This window comes from Bacillus sp. WMMC1349, assembly GCF_013155385.1.
Classification (GTDB): Bacteria; Bacillota; Bacilli; order Bacillales; family Bacillaceae; genus Bacillus.
The window spans coordinates 2,876,195-2,892,647 of sequence record NZ_JABJUQ010000007.1; the positions used below are offsets into that span (position 1 = coordinate 2,876,195).

The window sequence follows — 16,453 nt, forward strand, 5'->3', positions numbered from 1 at the left end:
ATTATTTATTTCTTAAATGCTTTAAGTATTTACATAGATAGATTTTTTTAGCTTGATAAAGCGATTCTATGATTCTTGCTTTAACGTTTGGTAGGCTTTTTTGCTGAAGATGTAGATGCCTTTTTAGATGAGAGTTCCGCCCTTGGATATCGACTCCTGGGCGAGACTCATTGATATAGAAGACAAGGAACACAGAACCTACAATTATGGAATAGATACTTGGCAACCACTAGCCTACTCTAAATTACTTTGTGGAAGAAAAGAATAAACATATGTATCATATGCCTTCCCGTTTTGATACATATATTTTTTTAAAATCCCCTCTTTTTGAAATCCCATCTTGATCAATAAGTTGTTTGAAGCTGCATTTTCAACAAACACAACCGCACCTATTCTTGTTAAACCTAAAGTTTTAGAACCGTATGAAAGGATTTTTGATACTGCCTCAGACATATATCCCTTTCTCCAGTAATCTGGATGAATTTCATAACCTATTTCTGCACGTTTGTGTTTAGGAGACCATGCGTTAAATCCGATTGTTCCAACCAACCCTTTTTTGCCTTTTCTTTCAATACCCCAACGCAATCCTTTTTTCTCTTCGAAATTTTTCGCAAAAAAATCCACCATGTCTCTTGCTTGATCAATAGTTTGTAACAAGTTTTGCCCATAGAAACGTGTGACATTATGATTTGAAAAACAAGCAAAAATCCCCTCTGCATCATCATAAGTTATTTCTCTTAAACTTAACCTCTCTGTTTCTAAATTAGGAAACATTTAACATTCCCCCATCAGTAAAGTCAATTTTTCTTCCACATGTTAAAGTAAAAAGGAAACACAATTGATATATCAATTATAATGGAGTGTGTCTGTGTGGCAAAGGGTAAACGATAAGAAGAAGAATTTAAAATTGAAACTGCAAAATATATTCTGGAAAACAATCAGCCGATAGCCCAGAGAAGTTGGCATAAATGAGAATACTTTACCCGCCTCAACAACCAAAAATCAAGACTATCCAATCGTTTTCCTCTGAATGAAGAAGGAAACAAGGGAGGCTCAAGGAGCAAAATGAATGATACCTTTGTATTTGGTGGAAATGGCTGGGGATAAAATGTACACTTCCCACTTATCCACCCTTCATTCCTCCATCACTGTTATCATTCTCAGAAAACTATTCATATCATATCAGTGATGGGCTTAAATTTTTAGAGCTAAGTTATTCAACAGCCAGCCATGGGCAGCTAGTGAATATAAACCCTATATCTGGTAAGTGAGTGTTCACTTTTATTGATCAAAACTTGTTCACTTTAGTTTATCAGTCACAAGAGGTTCTTGACAAAGTAAACTGAACATTTATTTCTGTATTTTGCTCAAAGTAATTAAATAGTTTTTCTGCCGTTTTAATCTGTTCATTATCTACATCTATATCATGATAACTATCTTGGGATTGTTGGAGAAGAAAAACAAAAGGCAATAGCAACAACATATAATACAGTAAAGAATTTTTTTAAGATATGAACCATTTTGGGAATGCATACATGAATTTCCTTCTATGATTTATTTTATAAATACTAAGAGGTAAGGAGAATATTAAAATGTATTTATTTTTATTCACAGTAATTTACTGTGTAATGGCACAGATTTTGAATGTGTCCTATGAGCTTTCTAGTGGAATTTATTTGATAGGTATAGGTCTGATAAAAGGACTTTCCAGTAAAGAAATGAAAGATGTTTTTAATTTCAAAAAGACAAAGGACTTGTACAAAGAAAACAGATTTTTAGACTCTTTGATGGAACTGTTTTCTTTAATATTAATTTTTATTAATTCATACTTAATTAATTATGAACCTTTCTCCCTTTTTGAATTTGTAGTTATATTTTTGCTTATGGCCCTTCTATATCGATTTCTATTTTGGGGGATAATAAGGAAGTCTAAAAATTGGTGGTGGCATAAACATACATAATGGATGTTGCCATCAGTTTGTGGAGATGACTTATAGGATTCACTCTTTTTTTTGTTATTACTGTACATCCGTTCCTCCTGATTGTTTCAGCTTGTCTGTCTGGTTTGTTAACTCTTTGGCTTGCTGGTAATGCCCAGCAATTTTTGCTCTAATCACTTTATACTCTGCTTGTTCCTGTGCAACTTGTACTTCTCTTGCCATTCGTATCACCCTCCTTTAATTTTAGGTTTGACAAAAATCCTCATGAGAGAGTTTTTATCATTAAAGCTTCTTTGAACCATAGGCTAGGTTTTGAATAATTACTCCTCAGAGGAGTGGATATTACTTCACAAAAACGAATGATTTGTTGGGTATTTCTGATACTTTTACCGATTTGCCAATACAGATACCTATTGTTTTTTTATCAATGAGTGAATTTGCAATTTGTACTGAAATAACTTTTAGCTCTATCTCTTTGTTATCAGGTTTCTGAACTAGAATGCAGTCTCCTATCTTTTCTCTAATTTTTGTATGACTCAATGTATCGAGTTCAGGGTTAATACCAATAATTATATTTCCATGTTCTTTGGATTCAAACACATCACCAATTTCCATTAACTTTTTCATTTTAACCTACCTTTCTATCTTTTATCCCGTACATGAAGCTCATCATTTTCTTGTAATTGGATTCCCAAATAACGTCATTCTTTTCATTGACATTCTAAAATACAAATTTGTTTATCAGACAAGTATAAGTTATATTTATTTTTTCTACCAAGTGGATTCATTCAATTTTCGGATACTATTCGCCTAATGAATTTGAGTGAATTTATAGAAATTTTACAGTTTGATTTTTACCTTCGCCAAGTGATTGCACTGTAGAAAAATCGGTGTCTATTTTATTGACATAGTATCACTACCAAGAGGGTCGGTGTAGTGAGTCTATCAACTCCTTAAATTCCTTCCGCTTCTGCTCCAGTCAGATATTTATCGTTGACAGTTTCTTGCTTTGTGAGAAATTGCCCTTCGGTTGTTTCGGCATTCCACGACCATTTGACAAACTCCACGCTTCGCAATTGCTTCAAAAAAACGAAGCAGACTTTACAACCTGCTTCGTTTTATATCGTTCTGAAGATATTCCAAATCCTTTTTATAGCGTTGAATTGTTTCTTCAATCGCATCTCTTACAACTCTAGAAAACCCCTTTTCTTCTTCTTGTTCCTGCTCTTTTTTAAGTAACTCAATATCGTTAATAAATAAAGAAATAGCTTGTTTTTTTTGATCATCATTCATATATTCATAAATTTTTCTCATAAAATTTCACCCCGAATTTTAGTGTATTGCGGTGTTACTATTAACATCTTCTTTACGGATAAATACGGAAATTACTGCGATGTATAGTAACGAAATTAAAGTTGAAAAAGTTCACCTTTAAACTACAAAAAAGCTTACTAAAGAACAACAGAAAAAGAAACTACTTTTCAAACTGCAGGTGCAAAAAGTTATTTCGTAAAACTAGCTTGTAATTTAGTTGTCCAGGGTATTAGAAATGGCGTTTGCTTGACCGGAGGCACTGCATAAATTAACTGCGTTTACCTACATATTTAGTTTGCCTTAAACAGAAGAGCTATAATCAACTTCTACATTTTTTAACCCTTTCATTACTTTATTTATTTTTATACATAAATCTTTTATTTCTTCTAGTGATAATTCATCTTCTGCTTCTTGTGGATTAAACATACTTAACCTCTTTGTTATACCTTCAATATGACCAACAAAAACTTTGTCATGACCAATTGCAATCTCTCCAATCGCAGTATCGACAATAATATCTTCTATCTTACCTAAGTTATTAAATTCATCCGCTAGTTTCGCTATAGCATACCTATGCCCCCTTCTTTCATTTAATAACTCTTCATATGTATCCTGTATTGCAGAAAATAATTCAATATATCCCCATTGATTCATTAATTTTCTTCCTCCAATATAAATATTATGGACCAACTCTATTATCTTACTATTATTATAGATGTCTTCCAATTCAATCTTTATATATTTAGCGGTGTTCATTGCAACTATCACATATACCCTTGTAACTCTTGTATTTTCACCAAGCCTAGACACTTTAGTATAGTATCATATTACTCCGTACTGCTAGTCGTAATCAAGGTAGTCACCGTAGATGGACAGAGGATCGTAGCAATGGTTGAGATAAAAACACTGTCCCTTTAACCACTTTTTAATATCTTTCTTATTGGTTTCTCTTCAGTTCCAATAAAAACATATTTGCAGACACTACATCAATCCCGTTTATTTCTTCAAAACGAGCTCCATAGCCCTTTCAAGTAGAACATTTATTAGTAAGTTTTGCGTTGCTTAGATTTGCTCTTCAAAATGATGAACGCCTCAAGTTAGATCCAGAAATATAGCACAGCTAAAGTCTGTATCATCAAAAGACGCTTTTATAGAATTTTTATCTAATGTAATCCGACTCTGCCCATTTATTCAATGTAATACTTCCTTTCAAGCACTTAAACCTAATTCTTTTACTGCTTCACGTAATTCGTCTTTATATGTTCTGGGAACATTTTTGATGAATCGATGATAACATTCTCACCTTTTGAAAGAGATTCTTCTATATCCTTTTCAAGTGTAAAAATCCTTTAGTGCAGATTTTGAATACCATCCTTTTACGCACCACTTTACACTTGCATCAATAAATTCTACACTTGTTAGGTTTGCGATAGGACCAGGTAAGTCCCTTTGCCTCTAACTCTAAACCTACTAGTCTCTCAATTTTGATTTTTCGTTTTTTAAAAAAAGTTTTTTCTAATTCTTTTCACCAAACTCCCATACTTTTCTGGAAACTAGTAAGGTATTTTTCCTAATCCTTTACTTGGTCTGTCAAATCAGTAATTTGGCGATTTCCCAAATCGCTTTTGCCGTTCCATCAGCACCTTTACCAACATGCCTTTCATCATTGAGGCTTATGTACTTCCTAGCGTTTTTCGCTATCTCGTTTGCCTTTTCAACTTTCTGCACTGGCCCATGCGGTTTGGTTTTAGGTAATTTATTGATACCCTTTGCTTCATCAATAACTGAACCTTCTTTATCATGCTCGTTAATTTGTTAGCTACTTTCTCTGTCATAACTAAATTCGCCATGTATAATATCATCTTATCTTTTTATCTACTTCTTCCAAAATTCAAGTGAAAAATCATTAATGTCTACCTTCTGAAACATGCAAAGCATCATTCATATTATCCCTTAAATGCATCAACTGCTTGGTTAGTTATTAAAAGTAAATGATCTACAATTGATTTTTAAACAATCCAACGATCTTATTTAAAATCTTAATTTCCTACTTGCTAATAATACCTTCTCATCAAACCTAATTATCGTATATTTTTCTTGAACAGATCGGTCAAGATTTTATGCAATCTGATTTTAGAAATACTATTAATTACTTATCTCCATTAGCTATGTACGCATCGATAGCCTCTTCTAAACCCATTGCTTCTTCTAAATTATCATCAACAAGTATAAGCAAAGGACCTTCTATACTATGCCCTTCCAATGTTCTAACTTCAAAAGTAGCAGCCCAATATTTTAAAGAAACCTTAGATACTTCCACACCGATTAGTACTAATTGGTAGTTTCCATTCTTATCTTTGTTTACATATTCAAGCGCCAATTGCTCCGCTCTTTCTCTCGATAACTTCAATATCGAATACCTCCATATCATGTAACATACCAGTTAACCTCTTTTTTGATGGTTGTTTGTTGTTTTTAGAATGTATTTTTCTCTCTGGCAACTGCAAACTTACTACAGAATTAGTATTATACAGTTATTATGAATATAATTTTGCATCTAGTTCCTTATAGGTTTCTATTTCTGCTTCTCATTTATAATAATTTTTATTGCCACTATAATATATTTATTTTCTTACTTTTCAATTTTTTTCATCATTACCGAATATTTCCCCGAATTCTCCATCAGTCATTTCAGGTTCTATATGAATATGCGGATATTGTGATATACCATTATTATCTAACACAAATTCAACTTCTGATTTTTTATCTGATATATCTACTGGATAAATACGGAAAGTGGTGATAGGAATTTATGCGATGCACAATGGATCTCTGCGTAACTTATGATGACGTACCCCCTCCCATATCTCTGGGCATCTAAGTGCCTACATTCCTTCGTTCGGTCTAGTCATAAGGCAGAGGCTAGCGAAGCTCCTATAGGGACTCAAGGTCGAATGGAAAAAATAATGCCAGCTTCTCCGTGTCATCCTGTTGTCTAGGTCTATTTAAGGGAATATAGGTCCTTATGCAATCTCTGCGAGACTTGGAATATCCCTCGTCATTCGCTGTGCGTCAAACGCCCTGGGCTTAGTGCTAATTCCGTGTAATACTTTTAATAGTTTACCGGCATAGAATCACGATGGATTGCTTCTTGCGTAATGGATTTTGGTGTAATACTCATGTAGCTTTCTAAAAGCTTTATTATGGCGAATCATTGGCATCATCACTCGGAACAGAAGGGTACGCAGCTTCCTTCTTCCTTGTTTGGAGATGCGTTTTTGCCCTTTATGCAAGCCGGAGGAATTTTCTCGCAACGTGAATCCCGCTAGTTTAATGAGTTGGCGTGGATCTTCGTAGTGTGAAAAGCTTCTGATTTCAGCTAATAAATCCACAATCGTTGGATCTCCCAGTCCTGGAACCGTTGATAGCCACTCGTATTCTACAGATGTTTTTACTAGCTCAACTAAGTGTCCAGTCATGCTTTCGATATCTTGTTCGAAATGATATAGTATCTGTAAAGTTTAACAGTAGTAACTGTAGTATTTCTTTTAATTCTAATTTATTTAAAAACTACCATAAGCCATAAGATTTTGAACTACTAACAATTATGCTAATTATAAGAAGTCTTTTGTATATGCCATTTTTAATATTTTCATATATTTCTTCGTTTATATGTGTTAACATTTTTGTAATAAGTTTACAATAAAGGTGGGATTATATGTTTAAATCAGTTAAGAGTAAAATGATTCTTTCGGTGATAACTTCTCTACTTTTTATCATTTATACTTTTCTCAATTTCAATTATTCTTATACTAGAAACCTATTAGCAAATATTCTTATTTTCGTTACATTGGCATCTGTATTTAACACCGGAATATTAGTGCAGCAATATATACAATCAAAAAATCATTGTTAAAGCAAACTATAAAAACCACTTAGATATTGAAGTAACCCCAAAAAGTTAGACAGGTTGCAGCTAGTTGGGCATTTGGCAACTTCCTCACTATTTACTAGTAATGATACACCTGTCATTCTGCCCATCATACCGGTTTTTCTTTTTACTTTTATACTCATTTTTTCTCGGCTCCGCGCTTTCCAGCTCCAGCGCCTGTTTTGGCTGCTGCTAGATCATTTTGGGCTTGCTGAATTGATTCTCCGATTTTGGCTTTTACTTATGGCGTTGTTGAAAGTTGGGGCTTTTTAAGAGAGGGTGCCGTCTTTTAAATCAAGTTGGGTAAAATTAATCTATAAAACAAGGAACGCAGGAAAATGACTTTTCCATGCGTTCCTTCAATCTAAACACGCTAAAAAAATGAAACAAATTTGTTTTAATCAAATCCAATTGAAAACAAACAACCCTCCAACGGAAATGAGAGACAAGAACAAATAGGTGTAGATGAAATGCTTATCCCTATGAGTCCTTTTGTTTGTGTATTAATGCAATAATTTAATTTGAGTCATCAGCAACATCAGCACATTAACATCTAAGAATACCAATCAAATATTTAATTATCCCAACATTCGTCAATTTCATTCAAAGTTTTATCACTAATATCCTTTTGTTTTGCTGTACTAATATCCATAGAAATACTTCGTGAACGACCTATCCTCCCACAAACCAATTCTCCATGCTGATATCTTATTCTTCCTCCCCTAACAAATAATTTTATTATTGGGGTATATAACTCTTGAAAATTAAGAGCGACTGGTACATTCTCTCCAATCAAATAAGCCCACTCTAAAAAATTTTTACACGTTGATTTGACCAACCACTCGTTTTTTATTTCATTTAACTCATCGCAAACCTCCAAAATATTTATAGGGATTTTTAAGCTGCACATATCTGCTGCACTAAAAACTACTGGTCTTTTAGAATCTTTATTTATATAATCATAAAATAAAGCACCTCTTCTTAAAAACTCATATAACAATACAGAATGTGAAGGTCTATCTGGCTCTTCATATTCCCAATTAATATTTTTCACAATAAATCTAGCCTCTTCAAACGCCTGATTCAATTAATCATTCCTCCATTTGTAATTTTACAATCTGTATCTATCCTTGAGTCATAAAAGACTTTCATCTGGCTCAAAACCTGGATAGTCTTTTGGTGGACAAGGAGCTAAATCATGTGCACCCTCATATGGTGGTCTTCCATTCAAACCAACTACTGGGTACCATGATTCAATTTTTCGATATGGCATACCTTTGTGCATCATCTTACTTTCTGCTAGCTCGTGGTCTGCTAATTTTCTAAACCATGCTTTTTCTTCAGGTGATAACTCAGCCTTAAGTGCTTTTTCCCATCCATAAGCTATGTGCATATCTGGGTGAAAGTAGCCTTTGTAATAATATTTCCCATTAATAGTATCGGGCAAATTAATATGTTCCTTTAAAAATAGGGGGTTTTTCAAATCTGTAGTTTCCTCTATACTAAGCCCTGTGTTTTTAGAGAATACTTCAAGCTCCTTTTTATCTAATCCAGTTGCCCTTAACCTGTCATAAGTCTTTTGTGCTATTAATTCTTGTTTTATAAACGGCTCGAATTTTATTGGTTGGGTTTTCAACACTAAACTAGACAGTTTTCTTAAGGTGTGCAAGTTTGTATTCCACTGGACTTAAATCATCTAAAGTCCCATGAATGCGTAGGTGGTTGAACCAATGCACGTAGTCTGTAAATTCTCTCTGTAACTCTTCTAAGCTCTCAAAATGACGTTTCTTTACGAACTCGGTTTTAATAATCTTGTATGTGGCTTTCTGCTACAGCGTTATCATACGGACAGCCTTTCATACTTAGTGATCGCTTGATGTTTTTAAACTCTTTTCCTCTGTCAGTATGGAATAGTTGAATACGATGCAAGTTCCCCTTTATGGACGATAGAGCCCGATAAACGAGTAACGCATCTTTATTCTCACCTGTACTAAATCCAATCATTTCTCGATTATAGAGATCAACAAATACACATATGTAATGCCATTTTTTCTGCACCCTTACATACGTTAGATCACTGACCACGACGGTCAACTCATTTGCTTGTGTACTGTCATTTGGTTTTTCTTTATGCGGCTTGAGCTGAGCCACAGTATAAGCTGAAATAAGCCCTTGTTCATTCATTATTCTGCCGATGCGACGACGAGAAACGATTTTCCCACGCTTTTTTAGCTCATGCTTGCACCGTAATTTTGACGGCTTTGATGAAAGATTTCAACGATGTCAGAGTAACATCATCTTCATTCTTTCGTTCTTTTGCTTCGTAATAATACGTACTTCTAGGGAGTTGTAAGCCCCTGCACATTGCTGATATCGAGTATTTGTGCTGGTCACATTTACTTTCGTCCTCGTATCAGCGCAGCTTGCTTTAAATATCATTTTCCATCTCTAATTGCTTAGTACGCTTTCTAAGATCCCGCAACTCTTTCTGTTCGGGGCTGAGATTCTCCTTTTCTTTGAAGGAACAAGATGTTTTGCTTTGATTCACCCACTTATCAAGGGAAGAAGGGATTAAATCATATTCTCGAATGATATCTTTACGAGGCTTTCCATTTTCACGTATGTTTCTACTAAAAAAATAATGAACCAGCCTACTTAATTTCAGCTGATTCATTTCATCTTTTCACTGCATTATTAATATTATGCAGTGTATTTTAGTATAAATTTTATTGTAACTGTTATAAACAGTTACTCGCGTAGTTTTTTATATTATGTTAAACTTAATTTTGCAGTTAGCGTAATATTTCACTCATAACTTTTCAAAATATTCACCATCTTGATTCATTAGTATTATTTTGATATACTTTTTCTTCAATTCACTATATAGTTTATTTACAATTAGTTCACTTTTTTCATGACTACTCAATTCTAGATTTATAACATATCTAATTTTTATGTTATACTTGCATAAGACTTCCTCAATTTCCTCTTGGTAATAATCTTTATCTACCTCGGTGCCAGAATAATTTATCCATACTGATGCTTCCTTATTCTGAATTGTAAAATCTCCAATGTCATTGTTATATCCATAGAAACTTTTAATTATACCTGCTAAATCTTTCTTTTCTATGAATTCCTCTAAAAATATCTGATAACTCCTGCTCATTTATTTACCTCCAACTAATTTTTTAAGTTCATCGAGACTTTGAATCACTTTAACTCCTGTTGCCTCTATCCCTGGTATTTTCGTAGCTGAAATATTCGGTGCATAAAGAATGACTTCTTTGCCTTCTGGATTAATATATTGTGCCCTTTCATCAAAATATTTTGTAAATGTAGAAGGTTCTTTAGACTTTTTTCCATTAAATGCATCTATAATATACTTTTCTGTTTCAACGTCAATTTCCCCTATTCTACCATTGGGAGTGTCAATATTCTTCCTGAACGCTATTACATGCCCCCTTATTGAATTTGCAACTTCTCCTTCTAGTTTTAAATCAGGTTTTTGTGACCTAAGAGCCTTATTAATTTTTTTTGCAATCGTTGGCTCAATAGCTTCTCCTACTCCCTCAGCACCTTCCCCAACACTCTTACCACCATGCGGCTCATTTGCTTTCCCAGCGTTTTTCGCCGCATCGCTTCCTTTTTCAACTTTCCGCACCGATCCATTGGGTTCAGCTTTAGGTGCTCGGTTGATACCCTTCGCATCATCAATAGCTGAACCTTTGCTTCCAAGCGAGGCGCCTCGCTTTCCAGCTCCAGCTGCTACCCCTGCTTTGGCTTGTTCTAGGTCTTTTTGGGCTTGCTGAAGCGATTCTCCAATTTTGGCTTTTGATGTTTTGTAGGCTTCTTCGAATTTGTTCGAGAAGTTTGTGCCTTTTCCGATGACGGTGCCGTCTGCTTGGACTTCCGCTTGTTGCATGACATTGTCAAGGGATTTACCGACTCGTTTTTCGACACCGTATTTGATGTCATTGAATTTATCAATGGCTTTCCAGCGTTTTAAATTCAGATTGTACTTTGCAAGTTAACTGCTTTCTTTTATTATTAGTCGTCTTATCCCTGCAATAAGATACGATCATTTCCTTCCACCGTAACTATCATTACAGTTACTTACATAGTTGCGATTTCTTTGATAAACCGTAAGAAAACAAAGATAACAAAAAACAGGTCAATCATGGTGGTAGCTGACCATGATCAGCCTGTTTGATGTAACAGAATAGTGATATTTAGGTTATAAAATTAAAGCATTTGATGTGCGTACATGCGAAATCGAGAAGTCTTCATACGGGTATTACATGGGTTATATGAGTTATTGGTTGAATGATGGGTTCATTCGGCTACTAGGTAGCCCCATTAATACTAGGTTTAATCAAAATTAACTTAAGAAGCATATGTTGTTGTATCAGGAAAAACTCCATCTCCTTCTTTGAGTATTCTAATTAGTTTTGATGCCGCAGTAAAATAATAGAAATTACTAGTCGTGCTCGGAACTTTTTCAATCTCCTCAGGTTCACCGTTAATTTTGTTTAGCCGTAACCTCCCCAATTTATCTTTATCAGGACCAAACTTATATATAACAAATTCTTCAGTTTCTTCTTCTTTCACTAGCAAAACATACGTAGCCAAACTTCTCTCCTCCTCATTCTTCAAATACGTTATCTGACCAATTATAATACTTTTGGGCTTCTGCATGTCCTTGCTCGTAGGTAGCCCCATGCTTTTTCATGTAATTAGATTCAAACAGTTCGTGATTTAACAATAAAATGTCATTTTTATTGTAGTTCCCTTGCATTAACCGTTCCCAAGCCACAGCTTGTTGATAATTTGGGTCAAATGACTTTACTTGACCATTATCAAATTTATGTTTTTCTATGAACAAATGATTCTTAATCTGCTGAATATCAGCTTCTTTCCAACCAGTATTCTTAGCAATATCACTGATATCATTATTCATAGTTTTAAAACTTGCATATATACTTTTTGCCATATCTTCCTGTTTCATATACTCAGTTATAGAAGTGAATTTCACTTTAGGTACATCTACATTATCAATCCGTTCACCTTTAGCATTATGGATTGGGTTGGGCGTCCCATTTGGATGAAGATTCCCCGCCCCTCATCACCGTTCCCAACACTCTTACCACCTTGCGTTTCATTAACTTTCCCAGCGTTTTTCGCCGCATCGCTTCCTTTATCAACCTTTTGCACCGGTCCATTTGATTCGGCTTTAGGTGCTTTGTTGATGCCCTTTGCATCATCAATAGCTGAACCTTTGCTTCCAAGCGACGCTCCGCGCTTTCCAGCTGCTGCCCCTGCTTTGGCTGCTGCTAGATCGTTTTGGGCTTGCTGAATTGATTCTCCGATTTTGGCTTTTGATGTTTTGTGGGCTTCTTCCAGTTGGTCCGAGAAGTTTGGGCCTTTTCTGATGATGGTGGCGTCCGGTTGAATTTCCGGATTTCGCATGACGTTGTCAAGGGAGACCGACTGGTTTTTTGGTGCATGTGCAATCAATCTTACCTGCTTATTGCCACTGTCATTCAGCTCCTTCATTTATTTTCTGCATGCAAAAAAGCTCATTCCTACTCATCGTTGAAGTGGGAATGAGCTTTTGAGGTTTATCAAGTGTTTGAGTCAGCTAGTGTTTGGTTTGTTGGTTGTATTGTACGATCTTGTTATTGGGGCTGTAAACCCTCACAAGTTAGTTTTTAGGATTCTTATAGCACCAATCTGGGTCATACGGTAACGATTTTAATTTTTGCATATCCTCCCAACTGTAGACCCAATCATAGTCCGCGACCCAAAAGTAATCATCGGGGTTTAATTTCAGGTATTCATATATAAAGCGAAATATCAATTCTTGGACACCATAAATCTCCTCAATTCCACCCACCTGATATAGTGAAAGACTCGAATCCAAGCCAAAAATGACCTCGTCATTATCATAAATGATCTCGTAGTTATCAAGTCCATCAACATAAAATATAAATTGCTGATTATTCTCATTAACCAAAGGCTTATCAGTAACATTTAAGGTTGTATATAAGAACTGTTCATTCTTATATTTTTTATAGTTATCAAAATACAATCTAGCATCTGCATGAAAAGCAGCCACTATCGTGTCGCTTAACAATTTTTCAGGGGTATACTTTTCTTGCTTCATTAAAATAAATGCTGACGTTCCCATACTACTTTATCACCTTTCCTAATTCGTCTAATGAATTAACGATAGTCACACCCAACTCTTTAATCTGTTCTAATTTTTGTATATCTCTTGGAGATAAATTACCAAAGGGCTTATCGATATACAGAATAACTTTCTTTTGTTCCGGATTGAAATAGAACTCGTCAGTCGCATCTGTCATTTTCTCCAGTTGCCCTTCCTTGACAGCTTTAATTGATGCCTTAACTTCAATCAGTTCATCTTTTGTAACCACATCTAAGTCCCCTGCGGCTTGACCATCTTTCTTCAATACCTTCTGTCCAAAACCAGTTACTTCCTTCTGTTGTCTTAAGAAATCCGCTACCTTTGCTTCAGTAGCTTTGCCAACGTCTGAACTTTTTAAAAAGCTATCAATATCACGATTAATATTTTTCGGATGTTGATCAACCCATCTGAGTTCATTACCAGCAGGATTTGTGTATTTCGTTTTACCTCCGTCCTTAACTACGCTACCAACATTCGTAGCTTTTGGTGCCCCCTCAGCACCTTCCCCAACACTCTTACCACCTTGCGTTTCATTAACTTTCCCAGCGTTTTTCGCCGCATCGCTTCCTTTTTCAACCTTTTGCACGGATCCAGGTGTCTCGGTTTTAGGTGCTCGGTTGATACCCTTCGCATCATCAATAGCTGAACCTTTGCTTCCAAGCGAGGCGCCTCGCTTTCCAGCTCCAGCTGCTGCCCCTGCTTTGGCTTGTTCTAGGTCTTTTTGGGCTTGCTGAAGCGATTCTCCAATTTTGGCTTTTGATGTTTTGTAGGCTTCTTCGAATTTGTTCGAGAAGTTTGTGCCTTTTCCGATGACGGTGCCGTCTGCTTGGACTTCCGCTTGTTGCATGACATTGTCAAGGGATTTACCGACTCGTTTTTCGACACCGTATTTGATGTCATTGATTTTATCAATGGCTTCCCATCGTTTTAATTTCAGATTGTACTTTGCAAGTTGTCTGCTTTCTTTCATTATTAGTCGTCTTAACCCAGCAATAAGATACGATCAATTCCTTCCACTGTAACTATCGTTGCTGTTACTTACATAATTGCGATTCTTTCTGATAAACCGTAAGAAAACGAAGATAACAAAAAACAGGTTAATCATGGTGTATCTGACCATAATCACCTGTTCATTGTAACGCTATTACGTTATTTAGGGTATAAAATTCAAAAATGTCAGTACAACAGAAGTGACGAAATCTTTATACGGGTATTACATGGGTTAAGTCGTCTTAAAATCATCCCCACCCATGGATGAGAGTTGAGACAGAATAAACCACAATGGCTTAGCTAACGGATTGTGTGAATAGAGCATCACATACAATTTTCAAAAATCCATCTTTTGGCTTGTTCTTTATCTAAGGTTATAGGATTCTCGGGAGTTCCAATATTTATACTAATAATATTTGCATTCTCAATTCCCTTAACATTTCTAAAACTTGCTCCCTTAACCAAAACATCTTCAAAAAAAGAATCTTCAATATTAGCATTATCTAGTACTGAATCTCTAAAGTCTACACTACTAAAATAACAAATATTTAATTCAGCATTTGATAGATCAGCTCCTAAAAAGACCGTCTCTTCACTTTCACAATCTGTAAATCTAGCATTTTTAAGATTACTATTACTAAAATCAGCATAAGATACATTTCCTTTATAGAAGTTAGCATGCTTTAACCAAGCATTTCTAAACGTTGAAGAACAAAGCCATGTTAAAATAAAATTACCCGCTTCTAAGTTCATGCTATCAAATGAACAGCCGATCAATCTAGCTTCCTTTAAAGAAAACTTCGACAGATCAATATACTCTAAATTAATTTCGTCAAGTATTAACTTCTTTCCGTTATCACCTTCTGACTCTAACCATATTTGATGCGATTCTAACTGTTCGATTATATTTTTTTCATTTTCCATTCTATCCCTCCTTAATTTAAGGATACCAAATTACTCTATCAACTAATCCTTCCTTAACAATAGCCTCTTTTAGTTGCTCGATATGCTCTGGAACTAGTTGTCTGGTATCAATTATTATATTGATGTCTTTATTCAATTTTTTGTACATATTCTTCAGTGTAGTTTTCACGCTAAATGCACCTTTTTTGGGATCGGTGTGACCATTAGGGTAAGACTCATAACTCTTGACATCCCAACGTTGCTTATTAGGTGATAATTCATCATAAAATTCAGCTCCACCTGAATCTCTTTTTATCCTACCTAGATCTCCTCTTTCTTCTACAGCTATACCTACTTCTCTTTCCTTTTTCCCTTGATCATCTAAAACATGTCCTCTATCTGGATCTGTAGCCAAGTCGTCTAACTCTTCTTGGGTTCTTCCTCCAGTATATTTTCCGTTCTCATCATAAATGTCAGATTTATTTATTTCACCCTTCCCCAACACTCTTACCACCATGCGGCTCATTTGCTTTCCCAGCATTTTTCGCCGCATCGCTTCCTTTATCAACCTTTTGCACCGGTCCATTGGGTTCGGCTTTAGGTGCTTTGTTGATACCCTTCGCATCATCAATAGCTGAACCTTTGCTTCCAAGCGAGGCGCCTCGCTTTCCAGCCCCAGCTGCTGCCCCTGCTTTGGCTGCTGCTAGATCGTTTTGGGCTTGCTGAATTGATTCTCCGATTTTGGCTTTTGATGTTTTGTGGGCTTCTACGGCGTTGTCGTAGAAGTTTGGACCTTTTCCGATAATGGTGCCGTCTGGTTGGACTTCCGCTTGTTGCATGACATTGTCAAGGGATTTGCCGACTCGTTTATTGATACCGTGTTTGATGTCATTGAATTTATCAATGGCTTTCCATCGTTTTAAATTTAGATTGTACTTTGCAAGTTGACTGCTTTTTTTCATTATTAGTCGTCTTAACCCAGCAATAAGATACGATCAATTCCTTCCACCGTAACTATCGTTGCTGTTACTTACATAATTGCGATTCTTACTGATCGTAAGAAAACGAAGATAACAAAAAACAGGTCAATCATGGTGTATCTGACCATAATCACCTGTTCATTGTAATGCTATTACGTTATTTAGGGTATAAAATTCAACAATGTGA

The 16,453-nt window shown here is 35.4% G+C and carries 20 protein-coding genes and 2 pseudogenes; 1 reads left to right on the plus strand and 21 read right to left on the minus strand.

From position 1 onward, the window contains the following. Window positions 1–234: 234 nt before the first annotated feature. On the minus strand, window positions 235–774 hold the full coding sequence (locus HOO54_RS17125) for a GNAT family N-acetyltransferase (RefSeq protein ID WP_172297352.1): 540 nt from the start codon (window positions 772–774) through the stop codon (window positions 235–237). A gap of 818 nt (window positions 775–1,592) precedes the next feature. On the opposite strand from HOO54_RS17125, the gene HOO54_RS17130 reads away from it, so the two are divergent. Next, on the plus strand, window positions 1,593–1,961 hold the full coding sequence (locus HOO54_RS17130; protein WP_172297354.1) for a hypothetical protein: 369 nt from the start codon (window positions 1,593–1,595) through the stop codon (window positions 1,959–1,961). A 57-nt stretch (window positions 1,962–2,018) separates the two neighbouring features. Here the strand turns inward: HOO54_RS17130 and HOO54_RS17135 are convergent, their stop codons facing one another. The 20 genes and pseudogenes from HOO54_RS17135 to HOO54_RS17240 all read right to left on the minus strand — a co-directional run bounded on the left by HOO54_RS17135 (window position 2,019) and on the right by HOO54_RS17240 (window position 16,248). Beyond that, window positions 2,019–2,162, minus strand: coding sequence for a hypothetical protein (locus HOO54_RS17135; protein ID WP_172297356.1), 144 nt, complete (start codon window positions 2,160–2,162; stop codon window positions 2,019–2,021). Window positions 2,163–2,282: 120 nt separating this feature from the next. Further along, on the minus strand, window positions 2,283–2,567 hold the full coding sequence (locus HOO54_RS17140; protein WP_172297358.1) for a hypothetical protein: 285 nt from the start codon (window positions 2,565–2,567) through the stop codon (window positions 2,283–2,285). 474 nt (window positions 2,568–3,041) lie between these two features. Then, window positions 3,042–3,254, minus strand: coding sequence for a hypothetical protein (locus tag HOO54_RS17145; protein WP_172297360.1), 213 nt, complete (start codon window positions 3,252–3,254; stop codon window positions 3,042–3,044). Window positions 3,255–3,554: 300 nt separating this feature from the next. Continuing rightward, window positions 3,555–3,908, minus strand: coding sequence for an Imm3 family immunity protein (locus tag HOO54_RS17150; RefSeq protein WP_172297362.1), 354 nt, complete (start codon window positions 3,906–3,908; stop codon window positions 3,555–3,557). Window positions 3,909–4,844: 936 nt separating this feature from the next. Beyond that, window positions 4,845–4,982, minus strand: coding sequence for a hypothetical protein (locus tag HOO54_RS17155; protein ID WP_172297364.1), 138 nt, complete (start codon window positions 4,980–4,982; stop codon window positions 4,845–4,847). A 421-nt stretch (window positions 4,983–5,403) separates the two neighbouring features. Beyond that, the gene (locus HOO54_RS17160) at window positions 5,404–5,664 is read right to left on the minus strand and encodes a hypothetical protein (protein ID WP_172297366.1); all 261 of its coding nucleotides are present in this window, start codon (window positions 5,662–5,664) and stop codon (window positions 5,404–5,406) included. 613 nt (window positions 5,665–6,277) lie between these two features. Next, window positions 6,278–6,751, minus strand: a pseudogene (locus HOO54_RS17165) (transposase); the annotation flags it as partial. A 1,008-nt stretch (window positions 6,752–7,759) separates the two neighbouring features. Next, entirely contained in the window at window positions 7,760–8,272 is a 513-nt protein-coding gene (locus tag HOO54_RS17170; protein ID WP_172297368.1) for a hypothetical protein, read from the minus strand. Window positions 8,273–8,320: 48 nt separating this feature from the next. Continuing rightward, window positions 8,321–8,854, minus strand: coding sequence for a hypothetical protein (locus HOO54_RS17175; RefSeq protein ID WP_172297370.1), 534 nt, complete (start codon window positions 8,852–8,854; stop codon window positions 8,321–8,323). Next, window positions 8,829–9,859, minus strand: a pseudogene (locus HOO54_RS24430) (IS3 family transposase). Before HOO54_RS24430 ends, HOO54_RS17175 begins: the two are co-directional and overlap by 26 nt. Before the next feature lie 135 nt (window positions 9,860–9,994). Further along, window positions 9,995–10,351 (minus strand): hypothetical protein, encoded by a 357-nt coding sequence (locus HOO54_RS17195; protein ID WP_172297376.1) that lies wholly within the window; start codon window positions 10,349–10,351, stop codon window positions 9,995–9,997. After that, complete coding sequence (locus HOO54_RS17200; RefSeq protein ID WP_301539307.1) at window positions 10,352–11,197, minus strand: hypothetical protein; 846 nt, start codon at window positions 11,195–11,197, stop codon at window positions 10,352–10,354. A gap of 371 nt (window positions 11,198–11,568) precedes the next feature. Then, on the minus strand, window positions 11,569–11,814 hold the full coding sequence (locus HOO54_RS17205) for a hypothetical protein (protein WP_172297380.1): 246 nt from the start codon (window positions 11,812–11,814) through the stop codon (window positions 11,569–11,571). Between the two features lie 13 nt (window positions 11,815–11,827). Next, on the minus strand, window positions 11,828–12,175 hold the full coding sequence (locus HOO54_RS17210; protein WP_172297382.1) for a hypothetical protein: 348 nt from the start codon (window positions 12,173–12,175) through the stop codon (window positions 11,828–11,830). A gap of 53 nt (window positions 12,176–12,228) precedes the next feature. Beyond that, entirely contained in the window at window positions 12,229–12,738 is a 510-nt protein-coding gene (locus HOO54_RS17215; protein ID WP_172297384.1) for a hypothetical protein, read from the minus strand. 148 nt (window positions 12,739–12,886) lie between these two features. Next, entirely contained in the window at window positions 12,887–13,372 is a 486-nt protein-coding gene (locus HOO54_RS17220) for a hypothetical protein (RefSeq protein WP_172297386.1), read from the minus strand. Between the two features lies 1 nt (window position 13,373). Continuing rightward, the gene (locus HOO54_RS17225; protein ID WP_172297388.1) at window positions 13,374–14,363 is read right to left on the minus strand and encodes a hypothetical protein; all 990 of its coding nucleotides are present in this window, start codon (window positions 14,361–14,363) and stop codon (window positions 13,374–13,376) included. A gap of 344 nt (window positions 14,364–14,707) precedes the next feature. Beyond that, complete coding sequence (locus tag HOO54_RS17230) at window positions 14,708–15,307, minus strand: pentapeptide repeat-containing protein (protein ID WP_172297390.1); 600 nt, start codon at window positions 15,305–15,307, stop codon at window positions 14,708–14,710. A gap of 16 nt (window positions 15,308–15,323) precedes the next feature. Further along, window positions 15,324–15,788, minus strand: coding sequence for a hypothetical protein (locus HOO54_RS17235; protein WP_216664799.1), 465 nt, complete (start codon window positions 15,786–15,788; stop codon window positions 15,324–15,326). Beyond that, window positions 15,775–16,248, minus strand: a complete 474-nt coding sequence (locus HOO54_RS17240; RefSeq protein ID WP_172297392.1) for a hypothetical protein — start codon at window positions 16,246–16,248, stop codon at window positions 15,775–15,777. The genes HOO54_RS17235 and HOO54_RS17240 overlap by 14 nt, the downstream gene beginning before the upstream one ends. Between the last annotated feature and the right edge of the window lie 205 nt (window positions 16,249–16,453).

Coding starts and splice junctions, on each gene's coding strand:
- HOO54_RS17240 (WP_172297392.1), bottom strand. CDS start 16,248: ATGAAAAAAAGCAGTCAACTTGCAAAGTACAATCTAAATTTAAAACGA.
- HOO54_RS17150 (WP_172297362.1), bottom strand. CDS start 3,908: ATGAATCAATGGGGATATATTGAATTATTTTCTGCAATACAGGATACA.
- HOO54_RS17135 (WP_172297356.1), bottom strand. CDS start 2,162: ATGGCAAGAGAAGTACAAGTTGCACAGGAACAAGCAGAGTATAAAGTG.
- HOO54_RS17225 (WP_172297388.1), bottom strand. CDS start 14,363: ATGAAAGAAAGCAGACAACTTGCAAAGTACAATCTGAAATTAAAACGA.
- HOO54_RS17215 (WP_172297384.1), bottom strand. CDS start 12,738: ATGAAGGAGCTGAATGACAGTGGCAATAAGCAGGTAAGATTGATTGCA.
- HOO54_RS17140 (WP_172297358.1), bottom strand. CDS start 2,567: ATGAAAAAGTTAATGGAAATTGGTGATGTGTTTGAATCCAAAGAACAT.
- HOO54_RS17130 (WP_172297354.1), top strand. CDS start 1,593: ATGTATTTATTTTTATTCACAGTAATTTACTGTGTAATGGCACAGATT.
- HOO54_RS17230 (WP_172297390.1), bottom strand. CDS start 15,307: ATGGAAAATGAAAAAAATATAATCGAACAGTTAGAATCGCATCAAATA.
- HOO54_RS17195 (WP_172297376.1), bottom strand. CDS start 10,351: ATGAGCAGGAGTTATCAGATATTTTTAGAGGAATTCATAGAAAAGAAA.
- HOO54_RS17125 (WP_172297352.1), bottom strand. CDS start 774: ATGTTTCCTAATTTAGAAACAGAGAGGTTAAGTTTAAGAGAAATAACT.
- HOO54_RS17145 (WP_172297360.1), bottom strand. CDS start 3,254: ATGAGAAAAATTTATGAATATATGAATGATGATCAAAAAAAACAAGCT.
- HOO54_RS17210 (WP_172297382.1), bottom strand. CDS start 12,175: ATGGCAAAAAGTATATATGCAAGTTTTAAAACTATGAATAATGATATC.
- HOO54_RS17220 (WP_172297386.1), bottom strand. CDS start 13,372: ATGGGAACGTCAGCATTTATTTTAATGAAGCAAGAAAAGTATACCCCT.